Source organism: Microbacterium phoenicis (genome assembly GCF_047302325.1).
In the GTDB taxonomy this organism is placed as follows: Bacteria; Actinomycetota; Actinomycetes; order Actinomycetales; family Microbacteriaceae; genus Microbacterium.
This window is the reverse complement of record NZ_CP154849.1, coordinates 2,676,127-2,691,335: the sequence shown is the minus strand read 5'-3', so window position 1 is coordinate 2,691,335 and position 15,209 is coordinate 2,676,127. Positions and strand designations below refer to the sequence as shown.

22 protein-coding genes are annotated in these 15,209 nt (G+C 67.0%); all 22 read left to right on the top strand.

Annotation, left to right across the window (positions count from 1 at the left end; genetic code table 11):
* Positions 1-10: 10 nt before the first annotated feature.
* Positions 11-382: a hypothetical protein gene (locus tag ABCU91_RS13220; RefSeq protein ID WP_413354061.1), complete on the top strand. Its 372-nt coding sequence runs from the start codon at positions 11-13 to the stop codon at positions 380-382.
* Between the two features lie 3 nt (positions 383-385).
* Positions 386-1,387: an AAA family ATPase gene (locus ABCU91_RS13215; RefSeq protein ID WP_413354060.1), complete on the top strand. Its 1,002-nt coding sequence runs from the start codon at positions 386-388 to the stop codon at positions 1,385-1,387.
* A gap of 78 nt (positions 1,388-1,465) precedes the next feature.
* Positions 1,466-1,822, top strand: a complete 357-nt coding sequence (locus tag ABCU91_RS13210) for a hypothetical protein (protein WP_413354059.1) — start codon at positions 1,466-1,468, stop codon at positions 1,820-1,822.
* Complete coding sequence (locus ABCU91_RS13205; protein WP_413354058.1) at positions 1,819-2,139, top strand: hypothetical protein; 321 nt, start codon at positions 1,819-1,821, stop codon at positions 2,137-2,139. Before ABCU91_RS13210 ends, ABCU91_RS13205 begins: the two co-directional genes overlap by 4 nt.
* Positions 2,140-2,266: 127 nt before the next feature.
* On the top strand, positions 2,267-2,632 hold the full coding sequence (locus ABCU91_RS13200; protein ID WP_413354057.1) for a hypothetical protein: 366 nt from the start codon (positions 2,267-2,269) through the stop codon (positions 2,630-2,632).
* The gene (locus ABCU91_RS13195; RefSeq protein ID WP_413354056.1) at positions 2,632-3,288 is read left to right on the top strand and encodes a DNA cytosine methyltransferase; all 657 of its coding nucleotides are present in this window, start codon (positions 2,632-2,634) and stop codon (positions 3,286-3,288) included. Before ABCU91_RS13200 ends, ABCU91_RS13195 begins: the two co-directional genes overlap by 1 nt.
* Positions 3,289-3,433: 145 nt before the next feature.
* On the top strand, positions 3,434-3,748 hold the full coding sequence (locus ABCU91_RS13190; protein WP_413354055.1) for an HNH endonuclease: 315 nt from the start codon (positions 3,434-3,436) through the stop codon (positions 3,746-3,748).
* 155 nt (positions 3,749-3,903) lie between these two features.
* On the top strand, positions 3,904-4,116 hold the full coding sequence (locus ABCU91_RS13185) for a helix-turn-helix domain-containing protein (RefSeq protein WP_413354054.1): 213 nt from the start codon (positions 3,904-3,906) through the stop codon (positions 4,114-4,116).
* A complete protein-coding gene (locus ABCU91_RS13180; RefSeq protein WP_413354053.1) occupies positions 4,116-4,886 on the top strand; it encodes a hypothetical protein in 771 nt (256 codons plus the stop codon). The genes ABCU91_RS13185 and ABCU91_RS13180 overlap by 1 nt, the downstream gene beginning before the upstream one ends.
* Complete coding sequence (locus ABCU91_RS13175; RefSeq protein WP_413354052.1) at positions 4,883-6,058, top strand: AAA family ATPase; 1,176 nt, start codon at positions 4,883-4,885, stop codon at positions 6,056-6,058. The genes ABCU91_RS13180 and ABCU91_RS13175 overlap by 4 nt, the downstream gene beginning before the upstream one ends.
* Positions 6,055-6,336 (top strand): hypothetical protein, encoded by a 282-nt coding sequence (locus ABCU91_RS13170; protein ID WP_413354051.1) that lies wholly within the window; start codon positions 6,055-6,057, stop codon positions 6,334-6,336. The genes ABCU91_RS13175 and ABCU91_RS13170 overlap by 4 nt, the downstream gene beginning before the upstream one ends.
* Positions 6,333-6,641, top strand: coding sequence for a hypothetical protein (locus tag ABCU91_RS13165; RefSeq protein WP_413354050.1), 309 nt, complete (start codon positions 6,333-6,335; stop codon positions 6,639-6,641). Before ABCU91_RS13170 ends, ABCU91_RS13165 begins: the two co-directional genes overlap by 4 nt.
* On the top strand, positions 6,641-7,408 hold the full coding sequence (locus ABCU91_RS13160) for a hypothetical protein (protein ID WP_413354048.1): 768 nt from the start codon (positions 6,641-6,643) through the stop codon (positions 7,406-7,408). Before ABCU91_RS13165 ends, ABCU91_RS13160 begins: the two co-directional genes overlap by 1 nt.
* Positions 7,405-7,560, top strand: coding sequence for a hypothetical protein (locus ABCU91_RS13155; protein WP_413354046.1), 156 nt, complete (start codon positions 7,405-7,407; stop codon positions 7,558-7,560). Before ABCU91_RS13160 ends, ABCU91_RS13155 begins: the two co-directional genes overlap by 4 nt.
* Positions 7,557-7,892, top strand: coding sequence for a hypothetical protein (locus tag ABCU91_RS13150; RefSeq protein ID WP_413354045.1), 336 nt, complete (start codon positions 7,557-7,559; stop codon positions 7,890-7,892). Before ABCU91_RS13155 ends, ABCU91_RS13150 begins: the two co-directional genes overlap by 4 nt.
* Before the next feature lie 825 nt (positions 7,893-8,717).
* Entirely contained in the window at positions 8,718-8,924 is a 207-nt protein-coding gene (locus ABCU91_RS13145) for a hypothetical protein (protein WP_413354044.1), read from the top strand.
* Positions 8,925-9,931: 1,007 nt separating this feature from the next.
* Positions 9,932-10,123 carry a hypothetical protein gene (locus ABCU91_RS13140; protein ID WP_413354042.1) on the top strand — a complete coding sequence of 64 codons (192 nt, stop codon included), beginning with the start codon at positions 9,932-9,934 and terminating at the stop codon, positions 10,121-10,123.
* Positions 10,071-11,579, top strand: coding sequence for a hypothetical protein (locus tag ABCU91_RS13135; protein ID WP_413354040.1), 1,509 nt, complete (start codon positions 10,071-10,073; stop codon positions 11,577-11,579). Before ABCU91_RS13140 ends, ABCU91_RS13135 begins: the two co-directional genes overlap by 53 nt.
* Positions 11,579-12,997: a phage portal protein gene (locus ABCU91_RS13130; protein ID WP_413354039.1), complete on the top strand. Its 1,419-nt coding sequence runs from the start codon at positions 11,579-11,581 to the stop codon at positions 12,995-12,997. Before ABCU91_RS13135 ends, ABCU91_RS13130 begins: the two co-directional genes overlap by 1 nt.
* Positions 12,978-13,676, top strand: a complete 699-nt coding sequence (locus tag ABCU91_RS13125; protein WP_413354037.1) for a hypothetical protein — start codon at positions 12,978-12,980, stop codon at positions 13,674-13,676. Before ABCU91_RS13130 ends, ABCU91_RS13125 begins: the two co-directional genes overlap by 20 nt.
* On the top strand, positions 13,673-14,305 hold the full coding sequence (locus ABCU91_RS13120) for a hypothetical protein (protein WP_413354035.1): 633 nt from the start codon (positions 13,673-13,675) through the stop codon (positions 14,303-14,305). Before ABCU91_RS13125 ends, ABCU91_RS13120 begins: the two co-directional genes overlap by 4 nt.
* Before the next feature lie 9 nt (positions 14,306-14,314).
* Positions 14,315-15,208, top strand: a complete 894-nt coding sequence (locus tag ABCU91_RS13115) for a phage major capsid protein (protein ID WP_413354034.1) — start codon at positions 14,315-14,317, stop codon at positions 15,206-15,208.
* The last annotated feature ends 1 nt before the right edge of the window (position 15,209 follow it).

The window sequence follows — 15,209 nt, the reverse complement described above, 5'->3', positions numbered from 1 at the left end:
TTGGGGGTCGATGGTCTCGGACGAGGAACGCACCCAAACCATCCTCACCGACCACCAACCCGCCCTCACCCGCCTGTACGACCACGCCTGGCGCACCTACGGCATCCACCGGTTCGGAGTGTCCTACAAGCAGGGGTACCTGCGCGCGCAGCGGGACACGATCTCGTGGGTTCTCGCCCAATTGATCCGCGGGTTCGACTCGCTGACGAATGCGGAGGTCATCACCGAACTCCGCAAAGGCGACACCTCCCTCTACTGGCCTTTGGTCATGGATGAGGACGGGGAACCCCGGAAGGTGTCGCTCCTCTGCGACCACTGCCGAACCAGACAGAACTTCGACACCCGCGGGATCTGCGATCACTGCGGACACGAAACGGATTAGACCATGCAGACCAGAAAGCCCACCGGAAAGCCGCCGTGGCCCATCCTCCTCCTCGCCGGACGCGAGAAAGCTGGCAAGACATGGGCCGCGCTCACCGCCTCCGCCTCACCCCTCATCGGACGCACCCTCTACATCGGCATCGGTGAAGACGACCCCGACGAGTACGCCCTCATCCCCGGTGCGGACTTCGACATCGTCGTCCACGACGGCACCTACCCCGGCATCCTCACCGCCATCCAGGAAGCCGTCGCCGAACCGCACGAGGAGCTGCCCACGCTGATCGTCGTCGACTCGATGACCCGCCTCTGGAACCTCATCGGCGACAACATGCAAGCCGTCGCCAACAAACGCGCCAAGGGCCGCCGCAACCCCAACGGGGACTTCACCGTCAGCGCCGACCTGTGGAACGTCGCCGCCTCCCAGTGGACCGACATCATGGACGCCCTCCGCACCCACAAGGGCCCCATCATCCTCACCGCACGGCTCGACTCCGTCGCCGTCATGGAGAACGGGCAGCCCACGGCGCAGAAGGAATGGAAGATCCAGGGTCACAAGTCCCTGCCGTTCGACTCGTCCGCGATCGTCGAGATGCGGTCCCGGGGCGAGTTCCTCCTCACCGGCGCACGGTCCGCGCGGATCCAGCTCGAGCGGCCTCGCCCGATCCCGTCGTTCACCGTCGACTGGCTGTGGGCAGAACTGGGCCTCGCGGACGGGACGGGGGAGCGAACCCACGCGACCGTTCACGCGGACCAGTCCGGTGCGGAGCCCGCCGGCGCCCGCCCGCCCCGCCCGTCCGGTGCTGAACGCGTCAAGAAGGCCGTGGAGGCGTTCGGGAAAGCCGCCGACCTCGCCGAGCTCAACAACCTCTGGAAGTACGCCGAAGACCAGGGGCTCGCCGGTGTCGCCGAGGTGAAGTCCGCGCACGAGGAACGGAAGACCGCCCTCGAAGGCACGGCTGGACCCGCCCCCGTCGACGAGTGGGCTGCAGCCCCGATCAAACCCTGACCCGAAGCGGGGTGGGAGCACGGTCCAGGTGCTCCCACCCCTGACACCCACACGAATGATCCCGCTTAGGAGCACACCATGAGCGTCACGCCCATCCTCCCGCACAACATCCCCTCGGTGATGTTCGACGACACACCCAGAGCCCGCAGAACCGACAGCCTGACTTCCCACGCTGCCGCTGACGGCACCACCAAGAAACGCGAACACGCGTACCTCCTCATCACCAAAGCCCTCTCCTCCCAAGCCCCCATGACCGCGCAGGAGATCGTCCAGTACATCCGCACCCAACTCGGCGTGTGGATCTCCGAATCCCGCGTCACCACGTCGATGACCGAACTCCGCCGCGAAGAACTCGTCGTCACCGCAGGCACCCGCAAGAACCCGTCCGGGTACCACGGGGTCGCGTACCGCCTTACCGACGAGGTGGACGCATGAACGCCGGCATCCCCTGGGGTGAGCTCGACGCCGCAGCAGCAGGCCTCCGAGGCCTCACCGCCCAACCTGCTACCGACCCCGAGACCTGGGAGCGTCGCTGGCGCACCGCCCACACGAACCTCCTCGAAGCACGCGCCGAGAACGCGCAGCTCCGCCAGGCACTCGACGACCTGAACGTCGACGTCGAAGAGTTCCTGAGCATCGCGCACCAGGCCGGCCACGAGGAAGCGAAGTCCTGGCTCATCCGTCAGCAGCGTGACGTGATCCGCTCGCAGCGGGCTCAGCTCCGCGCCCTCAACACGGGGGTGGACGCATGAGCAGCACCGAATCGAAGTGCGCCCGCTGCGGCACCATCCGCCGCCACGTCCGCCTCGACCGTCCCGGACGACTCTGCCGCGACTGCCGATCCGTCCTCACCATGACCGAACGGAAGAGGTGGGACGCATGACCCGGTCACGCGCATCCGCCCGCGCCGCTGGCAGCCGTTTCGAACGCGTCATCGCCGACTGGCTCAAGGTGCGTCTCAACAACGATGCCATCGAACGCCGCGTCCGCAACGGACAGAAAGACCGCGGCGACATCGGGGGAGTGAAGACCGCCCTCGGAGGCCGTGTCGTCATCGAAGCGAAGGACGCCGCACGCCACGACCTCGCAGGTTGGTTGTCGGAAGCACAGACCGAAGCCGGCAACGACGACGCGATCGTCGGGGCAGTCGTGTTCAAACGACGCGGCACCGCGAACCCCGCACACCAGTACGTCCTCATGGACCTCGAAACGTTCGCACGCCTCCTCGAAGGAGGTGGGAACTGATGCGCCTCCTCGACCTCTGCTGCCGCGTAGGCGGAGCATCCATGGGCTACCACCGTGCCGGGTTCGACACGATCGTCGGCTGGGACCTCGAGCCCATCAACGACTACCCGTTCGAGCTCATCGTCGGCGACATCACCACCATCACCCCCGACTACCTCAACGGGTTCGACGCGGTCCACATCTCGCCGCCCTGCCAGTCGCAGACCGCTCTCACGAAGGGGACAAACAAGGGACGCGAATACCCGAACCTGATCCCATTCGCACGAGAACTCGTCGCCGCATGGGGCGGGCCAGCGGTCATCGAGAACGTGCAGGGCTCCGAGATCCGCCGTGACCTCGTCCTCTGCGGCGAGATGTTCAACCTCAGCGTCATCCGTCACCGGTACTTCGAGATCAGCGGCTTCACCGCTACCGCCCCCGCACACGTCTCCCACCGCGGACGAGTGGCCGGCTACCGGCACGGCGACTGGTACGACGGCCCCTACTTCGCCGTGTACGGCGACGGGGGCGGCAAGGGAACGATCCCGCAGTGGCAGCAAGCCATGGGCATCGACTGGACCAGCGACAGGAAGAACCTCGCCGAGGCGATCCCGCCCGCGTACACGGAGCACATCGGTCTGCAGCTCCTCGACCACCTCGAGGGGGTGGCTGCGTGATGTACACCCCGCCTACTCGTCCCCGCATCCTCCCCACCTGCGGACGCTGCAGGTCATGCCACCCCGGACCGCAGTTCGGGGGCGACGACTTCTGCCACCGCCTCCGCACCAACACCACCTGCCCCTGCCACCGAGAGAAGGAGTCATGAAACGCGCACAGAAGGCGATCCCCGAAGGCGTGAGACGCCAGCTCGAGGAACGCTCCGGAGGGGTCTGCGAAGGATGCGGGCAAGCACGCGCCATCAACATGCACCACCGCAAGTACCTGTCCCGCGGCGGCGACCACACCCTGTCGAACCTCATCCACCTGTGCGGCGCAGGCAACACGTCCGGATGCCACGGCCACGCCCACAAGGACGGGTCCGACAACGGGTGGTCCGTACACCGGTGGGAGACACCCGCAGATATCCCCGTCGACTACCGCGGGCAGCTGCGGTACCTCACCGACGAGGTGGCGTGATGGGAACACAGATTCGCCCAGATGGGCGCGCATTTCGCTCCGGTTTCGGACATACCTGCGATACACTGAAGGGACAACCGAAAACGGCCCCCGACGGTGCGCTAACACCAGCCGAGGGCCTGACCGACACACCTAGTAAGGAGGTGATGACGGCTATGGGACAGTCTAACGACGACCGTCGCCGCATCGCAGGAGAGTACCTGCTGAGAGCCCGCGACGACCTCGAAAGAGCCGCCCGCACCCGCATCCAGTACATCCTCAACGCCCGCAAGCACGGGCTCACGAACGCCGACATCGGCACGTTCCTCGGGGTCACGGAAGCAGCAGTCCGCCGGCTCATCAAGCGCCACACGGGCGGGGGCAACTGATGCCCCGCGACAAGCGATTGTTCGCTCGCCTGGACCTCGACTATGCGGACCACCCGAAGATCAGCCGTCTCTCGGACGCTGCTTTCCGGGCGCACGTCGAGATGATCCTGTACTCCCGCAAGTACAAGACCGATGGGCACATTCCCCAGCGCTTCGCTAAGCGAGTCGCTAGCGAGGCGCTCAGCGAGCTTCTGGCGAACGATGACGAGTCGCCATCTCTCATCGACCTCGGCAACGGAACGTACCTTCTCCACGGCTACGCGGACATGAACGAGACCCGCGAGGAGATCGACCGGCGAGCCCAGGCAAACAGTAGGAACGGCCGGGCTGGGGGTATCGCGAAAGCACAGTCCGCTAAGCCAGTCGCCAAGCGAACCGCTAGCGAATCGCTAAGCGAAAAGGGTGGCGAAAACGTAGCAGAGACAGAGACAGAGACAGAGACAGAGACAGAAACACACGTCGCTGAACGCGACGACGTGCGCTCCCTTTGCACCCTCCTCGCCGACCTCATCGAGAAGAACGGATCCAAGCGACCCACCATCGGGAAGACGTGGCTCGACGCAGCCCGACTCATGCTCGACAAGGACGGACGCGACGCGACGAAAGCCGCGAACCTCATCCGCTGGTCCCAGGACTCCACGTTCTGGAAAGCCACCATCCTGTCGATGCCGAAGTTCCGGGAGCAGTACGACAAGCTCCGCCTGCAAGCTCTCCGCGAGCACGAGGAGAAGAGCACCCGCCGGGACCCTGACGCCTGGATGAACTCATGAGCGCCGCGGAGGAAGCACTCCTCGGGGCGCTCATCGACCAGCCGGCGCAGACGCTCCGCACCATCAACGGGATCGTGTCGGCAGCGGACTTCACCGACACCCGGCATGGGGCGATCTTCGACGGCCTCGTCAACGCGATCGTCCGAGGCGAACCCGTCGACGTCGTCGCTGTCGACAGCCGGTTCCACGCATGGGGTGTCGCTGGCATCAACCCGGCCGACGTGTGGCGGTGGGTCGATCCGCAGCGCATGTTCCCGCACCACGCATCCCAGTACGCGCAGGTCGTGCGTGCCGACGCGGTTCGCCGCCGCCTCCGCGAAGTGGTCACCCACACGTCGGAGCGGATGCAGTCGGGGGAGCCCGCGCTCGAGATCGCGTCGAAGGCGATCGACGAGCTCACCGGTCTCGTGGACGGCGCAGCGTCCGGCTCCCTGCAAGCCAGGCCGCTGCGCGATGTGCTCGCGGGGGAGGACACGTACGACTGGATCATCCCCGGGCTCCTGGAACGCCAGGACAGGCTCGTCGTCACCGGTGCGGAGGGCGCAGGGAAGACCATGTGGATGCGGCAGCTCGCGCTTCTCTCAGCAGCCGGAATCCACCCGGTCACGTTCGCTCCCATCAACCCCGTGGAAGTGCTCGTCGTCGACGCGGAGAACACCGAACGGCAGTGGCGTCGCGCGACCCGATGGATCGCCGCGAACGCCGCACGGGACGGTCGCCGCGACCCCGCAGACGTCGTCCACCTCGCAGCGGGCCACCGGATCGACATCACCAAGGGACCCCACCTGTCGGAGATTCACCGGCTCATCGACAACCACAAACCGGACGTGTTGTTCATCGGCCCGCTGTACAAGCTCGTCTCCAAAGCGATCAACTCCGACGACGACGCGGCGCCCCTGATCGTCGCGCTCGACTCGCTCCGGGAACGGAACGTCGCGCTCGTCATGGAAGCCCACGCCGGGCACGCGATCGGCGCATCCGGTTACCGGGACCTCCGACCCCGCGGCTCTTCCGCCCTGCTCGGGTGGCCGGAGTTCGGGCTCGGGCTGCGACCCTCCGCCGAAACGGACGGCGTCGTCGACGTCGTCAAGTGGCGCGGAGACCGGGACACCCGCGAGTGGCCGAAACAGATGCACCGCGGCAGCTCCTGGCCGTGGGAGGTGTGGCAATGAGCCGCGACTGGTGGCGCCTGATCGACAAGCGCGCCGCGCTCCGCGAGAACCGCCCCAACCTGCGCCGCCTCCTCGCCGAACGCTTCGGATGCGCCGCGGACAACGCCCGCCAAGCCCACTACCGCGCGGTCACCGCTGAACGCATCGCCCGCGAGAACCAGACCCGATGGGAGCAAGCCATCAACGAGAACGCCCGACACCGGGGACAACTCACCCAACGAGCGGCGAACGCCGCATACAACGCGCACCGGCGCACCAACAAGGAGGAAGCAGCATGAGCGAAATCAAGGACGGCACGTACGCGCAGGTCGCCGGCACAGTCGGGCGCGTCAACGACGGACGGTTCACCATCGAGGTGAAGAACGAACGCTCCAAGTACCCCGACTACGTCACCATCTGGCGGCCCGACTTCACCGTCAACCAGGGCGACCGGATCGCCGTGAAGGGTTGGCTTTCGTGGCGGAAGAACGAACGCGACGGGAAGACCTACGTCGACGTTTCCGTCAATCAGCCGCAGCTCGTCAAGCACGAGCCCGCCGCCACCACCAGCGGCGGCGACTGGGGAGCAGGGGAGCCGTTCTGATGACCGATGACCGTATCTGCGTGAACGGTTGCGTTCAGCGTGGTGTGCACTGGGCGAACTGCCCGGATTACGGGCGTGAGGAGGGTGACCGGACGTGCGACGGGTGTGTGCCGCGGGAGTGCCGTGACGGTTCCCTGATCTGCGACCGCTGCTTCGGCAGACTCCGGCACCTGCTGTCGGAGGTCCCCGATCTCCTCGGCCGGCTCCGCGCCATCGCCGACCCGCTCAAAGCCACCCCGACGGACAACGTGCGGACGGGTGGGGCACCGGTGTTCGGGCCTCGTGAGCCGAACCCGGTGGACCTGCTCGACGCGATCGAAGCGGTCGAGACGGTGTACGGGTTCTACGTGTCCTGGGGTTCGGACCTCACGAAGCATGCGAACGATGTGGAGGACATCACCTACCTGACGGAGATGGTCATTACCCGTCACCCAGCGAAGGACGGGGTCCGCCTGGTGTGGTCGGTGCAGGATGCGATCGACCAGTGGGGTGTGGAACGCCGCACCACCGATCAGCCGTGGGAGGAACCCGAAGAGGACACCGTGGAGCTCGTGGGTCGGTTCAACGACTGGGCGGGTCGCGATCAGCTCATGTCACGCATCGAGGCCGCGAAAGCCATCAACGTGTCCGAGTCGACCATGCGTCGCATGGAACGCGCCGGCCTGCTCGTCCCGTGGCGGGTGAAGGACGGGAACGTGAATCGGGTTCGGTTCGTCCTCTCCGAAGTGCGTGATGCGCTCAAGACGTACCGGGAGGTCGCACCATGACCAACCCGCGCACCCTCGCCCAATCCATCCACCGCCTCCGCATCTGGACCGAAGCCGACTACCACCGGGAAGGCCGCGACTGGTTACACCTCCGCGACCTCACCACCGTCCTCGAAGCAGCAGAACAACACCTCAAGGAGAAAACACCATGACCGACAACACCGAACGAGACGCCCTCGCCGAGAAGATCGCCCCGCACGTTTACGACGGCAGTGGCGGAGGACTCGTGGCGGAGGCCTTTGAGGAGGTCGTCTACAGCATCGTGGACGCGGTCCTGGCCGAGCGGGAGCCGGTTGTCGTGGACGACGCGACCGAGTGGGAATACGCCCACGCGGCGAACGGGTACTGGAACGAAGACGAGACCGAGTTCACCACAGAGGAATGGCTTGACGTGAGCGACGACCCTGCTGGAGCACTTGCTCGCCGCAGGAAGGCTGGACCGTGGGCCGCTCTCACCCCGGATGGACAGGAGACGAAGAAGTGATGTACCGACCAGGAGATCGTGTCCTTAACCGCAAGGGGCGTCGCGGCATCATTGTGGGCGACTCGGGAGGTCGCGACGTCCGGGTCCGCTACGACGATGGCCAGCGAGACGCTTGGGTCCAGCGTCATAACCTCACTTCGGACGGACAGGACGAGGACCAGTGAGCCTGTGGACATACGGTCCTGCACACCGGTGGTTCGCGCGGCACCCCGTGTGGACCGACTGCGGGTGGCGGTGGTTACGCAACCTGAGCCGTCGTCGCGTCTACCTCGGACCGTCTATGCCTGGCACGGCCGAATGGTGGGAGTACACGATGCGCGAGTGACACGCGTGTGATTTGCTGCTCGCTCGTGACACCCCCATACGGTATGCTGAGCGCAGCGAAGAACTATGCGAGGCCCCGAAACCATGAGGTTCGGGGCCTTTCGCATGTGTGCCGCCGGGTGGTGTGCTCCACCCTCGCCCCGCCGCCGCCACGATCATCACCAACCCCCTATGCGGCAGGTCTTCTGCGCTGAGCGGCGGGGCCCCACATACCGGTTGCCGATGCCCAGGGGGCTGAAGCGCCGTCCGCCGAGAACGGGGCGGGCCTTTCGACAACTTCGGGCGCAGCGGGTGATCCCCGCGCCATCGTCGCCCCGAGCCGGACCCGCCCCGTCCTCGTGCAACTGAACTTCAACAGGCGTGGCGTCCGGGCGTAGACCAACCCCGGACGCCCGCCCCCATAAGCCCAACGGTTATCACCCACCCCTCATAAGCCAGGGCAACACTTCCTCACGCGACGTGAGGCAGACGGCGTGACGCCGTCAAACGAAAGGGGCACACATGCCCAAGGAAACCTTCTGGAACTCCAACACCGCAATCGAAGGCGACGGCGTATCCGAACCCATCCTCACCGTCACATGGGGAGCCAAAACCCCCGGCGTGTACCTCAACGGTGTCCAGTTCGACCAGCCCGGAATCGAACGACTCATCAAAGCCCTGCGACGCGCCACCGGAAAGGACCGCACGGAGACCCGAGACCGGCAGTGAGGTTCACGCTCGGGATCCTCACCGGCCTCACCACCGCCAGCATCCTCCACGCCTTCACCCGCACCCGCCTATACGGGCGCATCGTCCGGTGGATCTGGACCGCCGACGTCCGCCACACGGACCCGCACCTGTACGGAAGGCACGCACGATGAGCGTCCACACCTGCGACCGTTGCGGGGCCGAGTACGCCCACCGCATCGCCGCGCTCTGGTGCTGCCCAGAAGGAGCATGGGACGACAACGACGACTGAAACGAAAGACCGCTCAGCGGGCTCGGTATGTTCCGCGATCAGATCCCGCTCCTCATGGCCGCAGCCACCTACCTCACGGAGGAAGCAGCGTGGTCCGACGCAACAGCCAGAACCAGTACCGGATGCGCAAGCGCGTAGCCGCGTCGAAGCCCGCATGTCACATCTGCGGAGCCCAGATCGACTATGCGCTCCCGTACTCGGATCCGAGATCATTCGTCATCGACCACCTCGTCCCCCTAGCGAAGGGAGGCGAGGATGCGCTGCACAACGTCAAGGCAGCGCATCGAAGACCGAGACTGCAACTCGCTCAAGCGCGCACGCGACTACGCGCCCATCATCCGACGCTCCGGATCAGTCCAGTAGCAGACGACATTCGAACACCCCGACGAGGCCCGTGGGGGACCCCACCCCTCGAGGCGCCCAGCGCGTCTCCGGTGCTTGCCGATGTCTCTCTCCACCGTTTTTCCACAATGCCGATGTAATCCCGTGACCGCATATTCGAACGGCTCTGCGAGGTGCTGGGTGTCTCTCTGAGGGGGTTCCCATGAAGTGCGCGACATGCAGGAAGCCTCTCGGGACAACGGATCGGCGGGTTCGGTACTGCTCGGATCGGTGCCGGGCGAACAGGTCGAAGCGGCCCGTTCTTCGGGCGCTGAATGGTGCCGGAAATGCTGATGCGATTCCGCCGGCATCTCCGGAACCTCGGAAGCTGACCGTCGACGTCGCGGCTCGTGATGGGTCGGACCTTGAGCTGCTCATGGCGATGCGTGACCGGGTGGCCGATCAGGTCGCTGATGTGACCTGCCCGCCGCGTGACCTTGCCGCTCTGACGCGGCGGCTGGAAGAGATCCGGAAGCAGATCGCTGCGGAGCGGGCACGGATCGCGGAGGAGACCAATGGCGTCGCGGCGACCGTCGAAGACGGACTCTTCGACACCACGGCTATCTGAGGCGGCGCGTGAACTCGTCATCCCGAAGGGGATCGTCACGACGGGCTGGCCGCGGATCGAGGCGCAGTGTGCGCTGATGGGTGTCCGGTTCGACCGGTGGCAGCAGGGCGTGGGCGCTGTGGCGTTCGGGAAGCGGAAGAACGGGAAGTACGCGGCGACTGTCGGCGGCATCGTTTTGAGCATTCCGCGTCAGGTCGGGAAGACCTTCTTCGTCGGCATGGTGATCATCGCGCTGTGCATCCTGTTCCCGAACACGACGGTGCTGTGGACTGCGCACCGCGTGAAGACGGCGACGAAGACGTTCACGACGATGCAGGGGTACGTGCGGCGGCCGAAGATCGTCCCGCACCTGCTCGCGAACCGCTCGAACGGCATCCGGACGGCGAACGGTGAGCAGGAGATCCGGTTCCGCAACGGCTCGGTAATCATGTTCGGCGCCCGCGCCGACGGTTTCGGCCGAGGCTTCGACCAGGTCGACTTCGAGGTGTTCGACGAGGCGCAGATCCTCGACGAGGCGGCGCTCGAGGACATGGTCCCCGCGTCGAACCAGTCGAAACACCCTGCCGGCGCGCTGCTGTTCTTCATGGGCACCCCGCCGCGGCCGAAGGACAAGGGTGAGGAGTTCACGCTCCGCCGCGCAGATGCGCTCGCGGGCCGGTCGCACGACACGTTCTACGTCGAGATGGCTGCCGACGACGACGCCGACCCTGACGATCCGAAGGCGTGGGAGCGGGCGAACCCGTCCTACCCGCACCGGACGCCGCTCGAGGCGATGCAGCGCATGCGCGCGAACCTCAAGGACGACGACTCGTTCCGCCGTGAGGCGCTCGGCATCTGGGACCCCGCGGGGACCCCGGAGGTCATCGACAGTGCGTCCTGGTCGAGCATCGCGGATCCCACCTCGATGGCTATCGAGCGGATCACGCTCGCGATCGACGTCGCGCCCGACCGGAGGATCGCATCAGTGTCCCTCGCGGGGCGCCGCGCCGATGGTCTCTGGCACGTCGAGCTCGACGAGCAGAAGAAGGGCACCGACTGGGTGGCCCCCTGGATCAAGTCGCGTGCGGAGCGGAACCGTCTCCACGCTGTCGTCGTCGACGAGATGACCGGTCTGGTCGAGGAGCGCCGCGGCCGGCACTTCCTCATCGGGACGGACATCCTCGTCACGCTCGCGGCGGCTGAGGGGCGTGACATGGCGATCGCGTCGGGGCAGTTCTTCGACGCGGTGATGGAGTCGTCGCCTCGAGTGCGGCACACCGATCAGCCGCAGATGAACGTCGCCTTGTCGGTGGCTCGGAAGCGGCCGCTCGCCGGCGCGTGGGCGTGGAACCGGAAAGACGAAGACGCGGACATCACCCCGGTGGTCGCGGCGACACTCGCCCTGTGGGGTGCGCAGCGAGATGACGTGCAGCGCCCGACGCGGCGCACTGGCGAACGGAAGGCGGTGGTCCTGTAGTGGTCGATCAGACTTTCCGTGTCCCCGATCTCACGAGCGACGAGCAGGACCTCGTCGCAGGCCTCGCGAAGCAGCTGCGGAACCGGCGGATCCGCAACCAGGCGCGCACGAACCTCTATGACGACGGGCATGTCGTCATGCGACAGCTGTCGACTGTCATCCCGCCGCAGTACCACAACATCGGTCTCGCGCTCGGGTGGGCGACGAAGGGCGTCGACGGTCTCGGGCGCCGCTGCAAGCTCGACCGGATGGTGTGGACCGGCGGCGAGATCGACAGCCTGGGGATGCAGGAGCTTGCCGATGCGAACTTCCTGCTCTCCGAGCTCGCGCAGGCCCAGACCGACTCGCTCATCCACGGGGTGTCGTTCCTGATCACCACCCGCGGCGAGGCGAACGAGCCCAAGGCGCTCATCCACGCGAAGGACGCGCTGAACGCGACGGGGGAGTGGGACGGCGGCCGCACCCGGCGGATGCTGAACCTCCTGTCCGTGACGGACTGGAACGGCGACTACATCACCGGCTTCGTGCTCTACCTCGACGGGAAGACCGTCGTGGCCGAGCTCGAGAACGGGCGGTGGAAGTCGGACGCATCGGTGCACCCGTGGGGTGTGCCGGTCGACCCGATGATCTACCGTCCGCGCACGTCGAAGCGGCTGGGGCGCTCGCGCATCACGCGTGCGGCGATCTCCCTGCAGAAGGCGGCGATCCGGGAGCTGATCCGCCTCGAGGGGCACATGGATGTCTTCTCGATGCCGCAGCTGCTCCTGCTCGGCGCGGCAGAGTCCGCGTTCAAGAACGCCGACGGGTCGCAGAAGCAGTCGTGGGAGATCGCGCTCGGCCGGGTGCTCGGCATCCCCGACGACGACGATCCGCAGGCGCCGAACGGCGGCCGCGCGAGCGTCGAGCACATCGCCGCCGCGTCGCCGGCACCGCACCTCGCTGACCTGAACGCGCTCGCGAAGCTCACGGCCCGCGAGTACGACCTCGCCGACTCCGACTTCGCGATCACCGACATGTCGAACCCGACGTCGGAGGGCTCCTACTCGGAGGCCCGCGAGTCGCTGATCGCCGAGGCGGAGGACACTACCGACTACTGGTCGCCGTCGGTCCGCCGCACGGTGACCCGGGCGCTCGCGATCCAGAACGGCCTCGAGACGATCCCGCCGCAGTGGGCGTCGATCACGACTGACTACCGCGACCCGCGGTTCCTGTCGCGCGCGGCCGTCGCGGACGCCGGCATGAAGCAGCTCGCCGCGGTCCCATGGCTGGGGGAGACGGAGGTGGGCATGCAGCTCATCGGTCTCACGCCGCTGCAGATCAGCGAGGCGCTGAAGCAGCGGACGAAGCAGAACGGGCGCGCGTTGGCGGCGTCGGTGCTGGCGGCCAAGGGAGCGAGCGGTGACGCCGCAGGAGTCTAAGACGGCGCTGACCCTGCTGACGGCGGATGCCGCCGACACGATCGACTGGGTGCTGCGTCGCAGCTCCGGCTCGTTCGAGTCGCGCCGGTTCCAGCTGCTCGAGACAGGCTCCGCCCTGGTCGGGTTCTACTCGGAAGGGTCGGCGGCTCTCGCGGCGGACTTCTACGACGAGTCCCGCGCCGACGCGCGCGCCCCGGGCCGGTTCGTCGCGGATCCGGTCATCCTCGACCGGACGGTGAAGATCCGGCGCGGCATCGCGTGGGCATCGGAACCGCTCTCGACGGACGACGAGGACGCGGCGATCGCGCGGCTCACGCAGATCATGCGCTCCGAGGTCGTGCGTCCTTACCGAGACACCATCACGACGAACCGGCGCCAGGACCCCGCGGCAGTTGGGTGGCAGCGGATCACCTCGGGCGGGTCGTGCGGGTTCTGCCGCGCGCTCGCGTCGCGCGGCGCGGTCTACCGGCAGGCGACGGCGCACTTCGCGGCGCACGACAACTGCAACTGCACCTGCGCACCCGTCTTCCGTGGCGGGGAGGTGGGCCCGGAGGCGTCGGTGATGCAGTACATGGCATCGAAGCGACGGCGCACGCCCGCCGAGCGCGCACGCACGAACGAGTGGGCGAGCGAGTTCGAGACCGAGCCGCGCCCGCACGTGAAGACTTCCTCTCTGTGAGGGGCCGACCCGACGGCTTCGGGGTTCCCCTCACGGGGCCGCACCCGACGGACTCGGGGACGACGTCCGACGGGACAGAAACGGATGGAACCGTGTTCAAGGAGCACACCCTCGGTATGCAGTTCGCGCCGACATGGCACCGACCCTTCCTTCGCTACATCGAGGGAGAGCAGGGCGGCGGCGACGGTGGCGGCGGCGAGCCGAAGGAGGGAAAGACCTTCACGCAGGCCGAACTCGACCAGATCGTGAAGGACCGACTCGACAAGCAGCGGAAGAACGAGTTCGGCGACTACGCGGACCTCAAGGCGAAAGCCGAGGGTGCGCAGACCGTCGAGCAGCAGCTCGCCGAGCTGAAGTCGAAGCACGAGGCGGCCGAGGCTCGGGCGATCCGCTCGGACATCGCCGCGCGGCACGGCATCTCGGCTGAGGATCGCGACCTGTTCCTCACCGGTTCCGACGAAGCGACCCTCGAGGCTCAGGCGAAGCGCCTGGCCGAGCGGACCGCGGACGAGAAGAAGAACGGCAACCGGGCGCCCAAGGAGGGCCGCCCGGTCACGAAAACGATTGATGGAGACGACGAGTTGCGGGAGTTCGCCCGCAACCTCTTCGGCTCCGCCCAGAACGAATAGGAGCCTGACATGGCTGCACTTGCAACCGGGGACCTGGAACTCCCCGACAACCTGATGACCCCCTGGCTGGGCAAGATCCGCGGTGGCTCGACCCTCGCGGCCCTGTCCCCGGCCGAACCCCAGCGCTTCGGCAAGGGCCGCGCGATGGTCTTCGACTCGGGTGAGGCCGAGCTGGTGTCGGAGGGCGGCCAGAAGTCGTCGAACGACATCACCCCGACCGTCCAGTCCGTCGAGCCGCACAAGTTCCAGAAGACCGTGCGCATGAACGAGGAGGTCCAGTGGGCTGACGAGGACGGGCAGACCGACGCGGTCCGCCAGGTGCTCGCGCAGATCCAGCCGGCCCTCTCCCGTGCGCTCGACTTCGGCGGCATCCACGGCGTCAACCCCAAGACGGGCGCCGTCGCCGCCTCGATCACGCAGAAGCTCGCCGCGGCGACCAACGTGGTCACCCGTGCGACGAACGACAAGCCCTACGCGAACCTCGACGCCGCGGACCTCCTGGTCCTCGCCGACGGGTACGTCCCGGAGGGCATCGCACTCGACCCGGCCTTCGCCGCGACGTTCTCGTCGCTCCGCGCCGGCCAGACCGAGCAGAAGCTCTACCCGAACTTCCGCCTCACCACGGAGACCAGCGAGCTCGACGGTCACCGCTCCTCGGTGTCCCGCACCGTCGGTGGCGTCGGCGTCCTCGCGGTCGCTTCCAAGATCCTCGGCATCGTCGGAGACTTCTCCGGCTTCCGCTGGGGCATCCAGAAGCAGATCGGCCTCGAGGTCATCAAGTACGGCGACCCCGACGGTCAGGGCGACCTGAAGCGCAACAACCAGATCGCCGTCCGCGCCGAGGTCGTCTACGGCTGGGGCATCGGCGACCTGGACGCGTTCGCCCTCATCAAGTCGGCCTGAT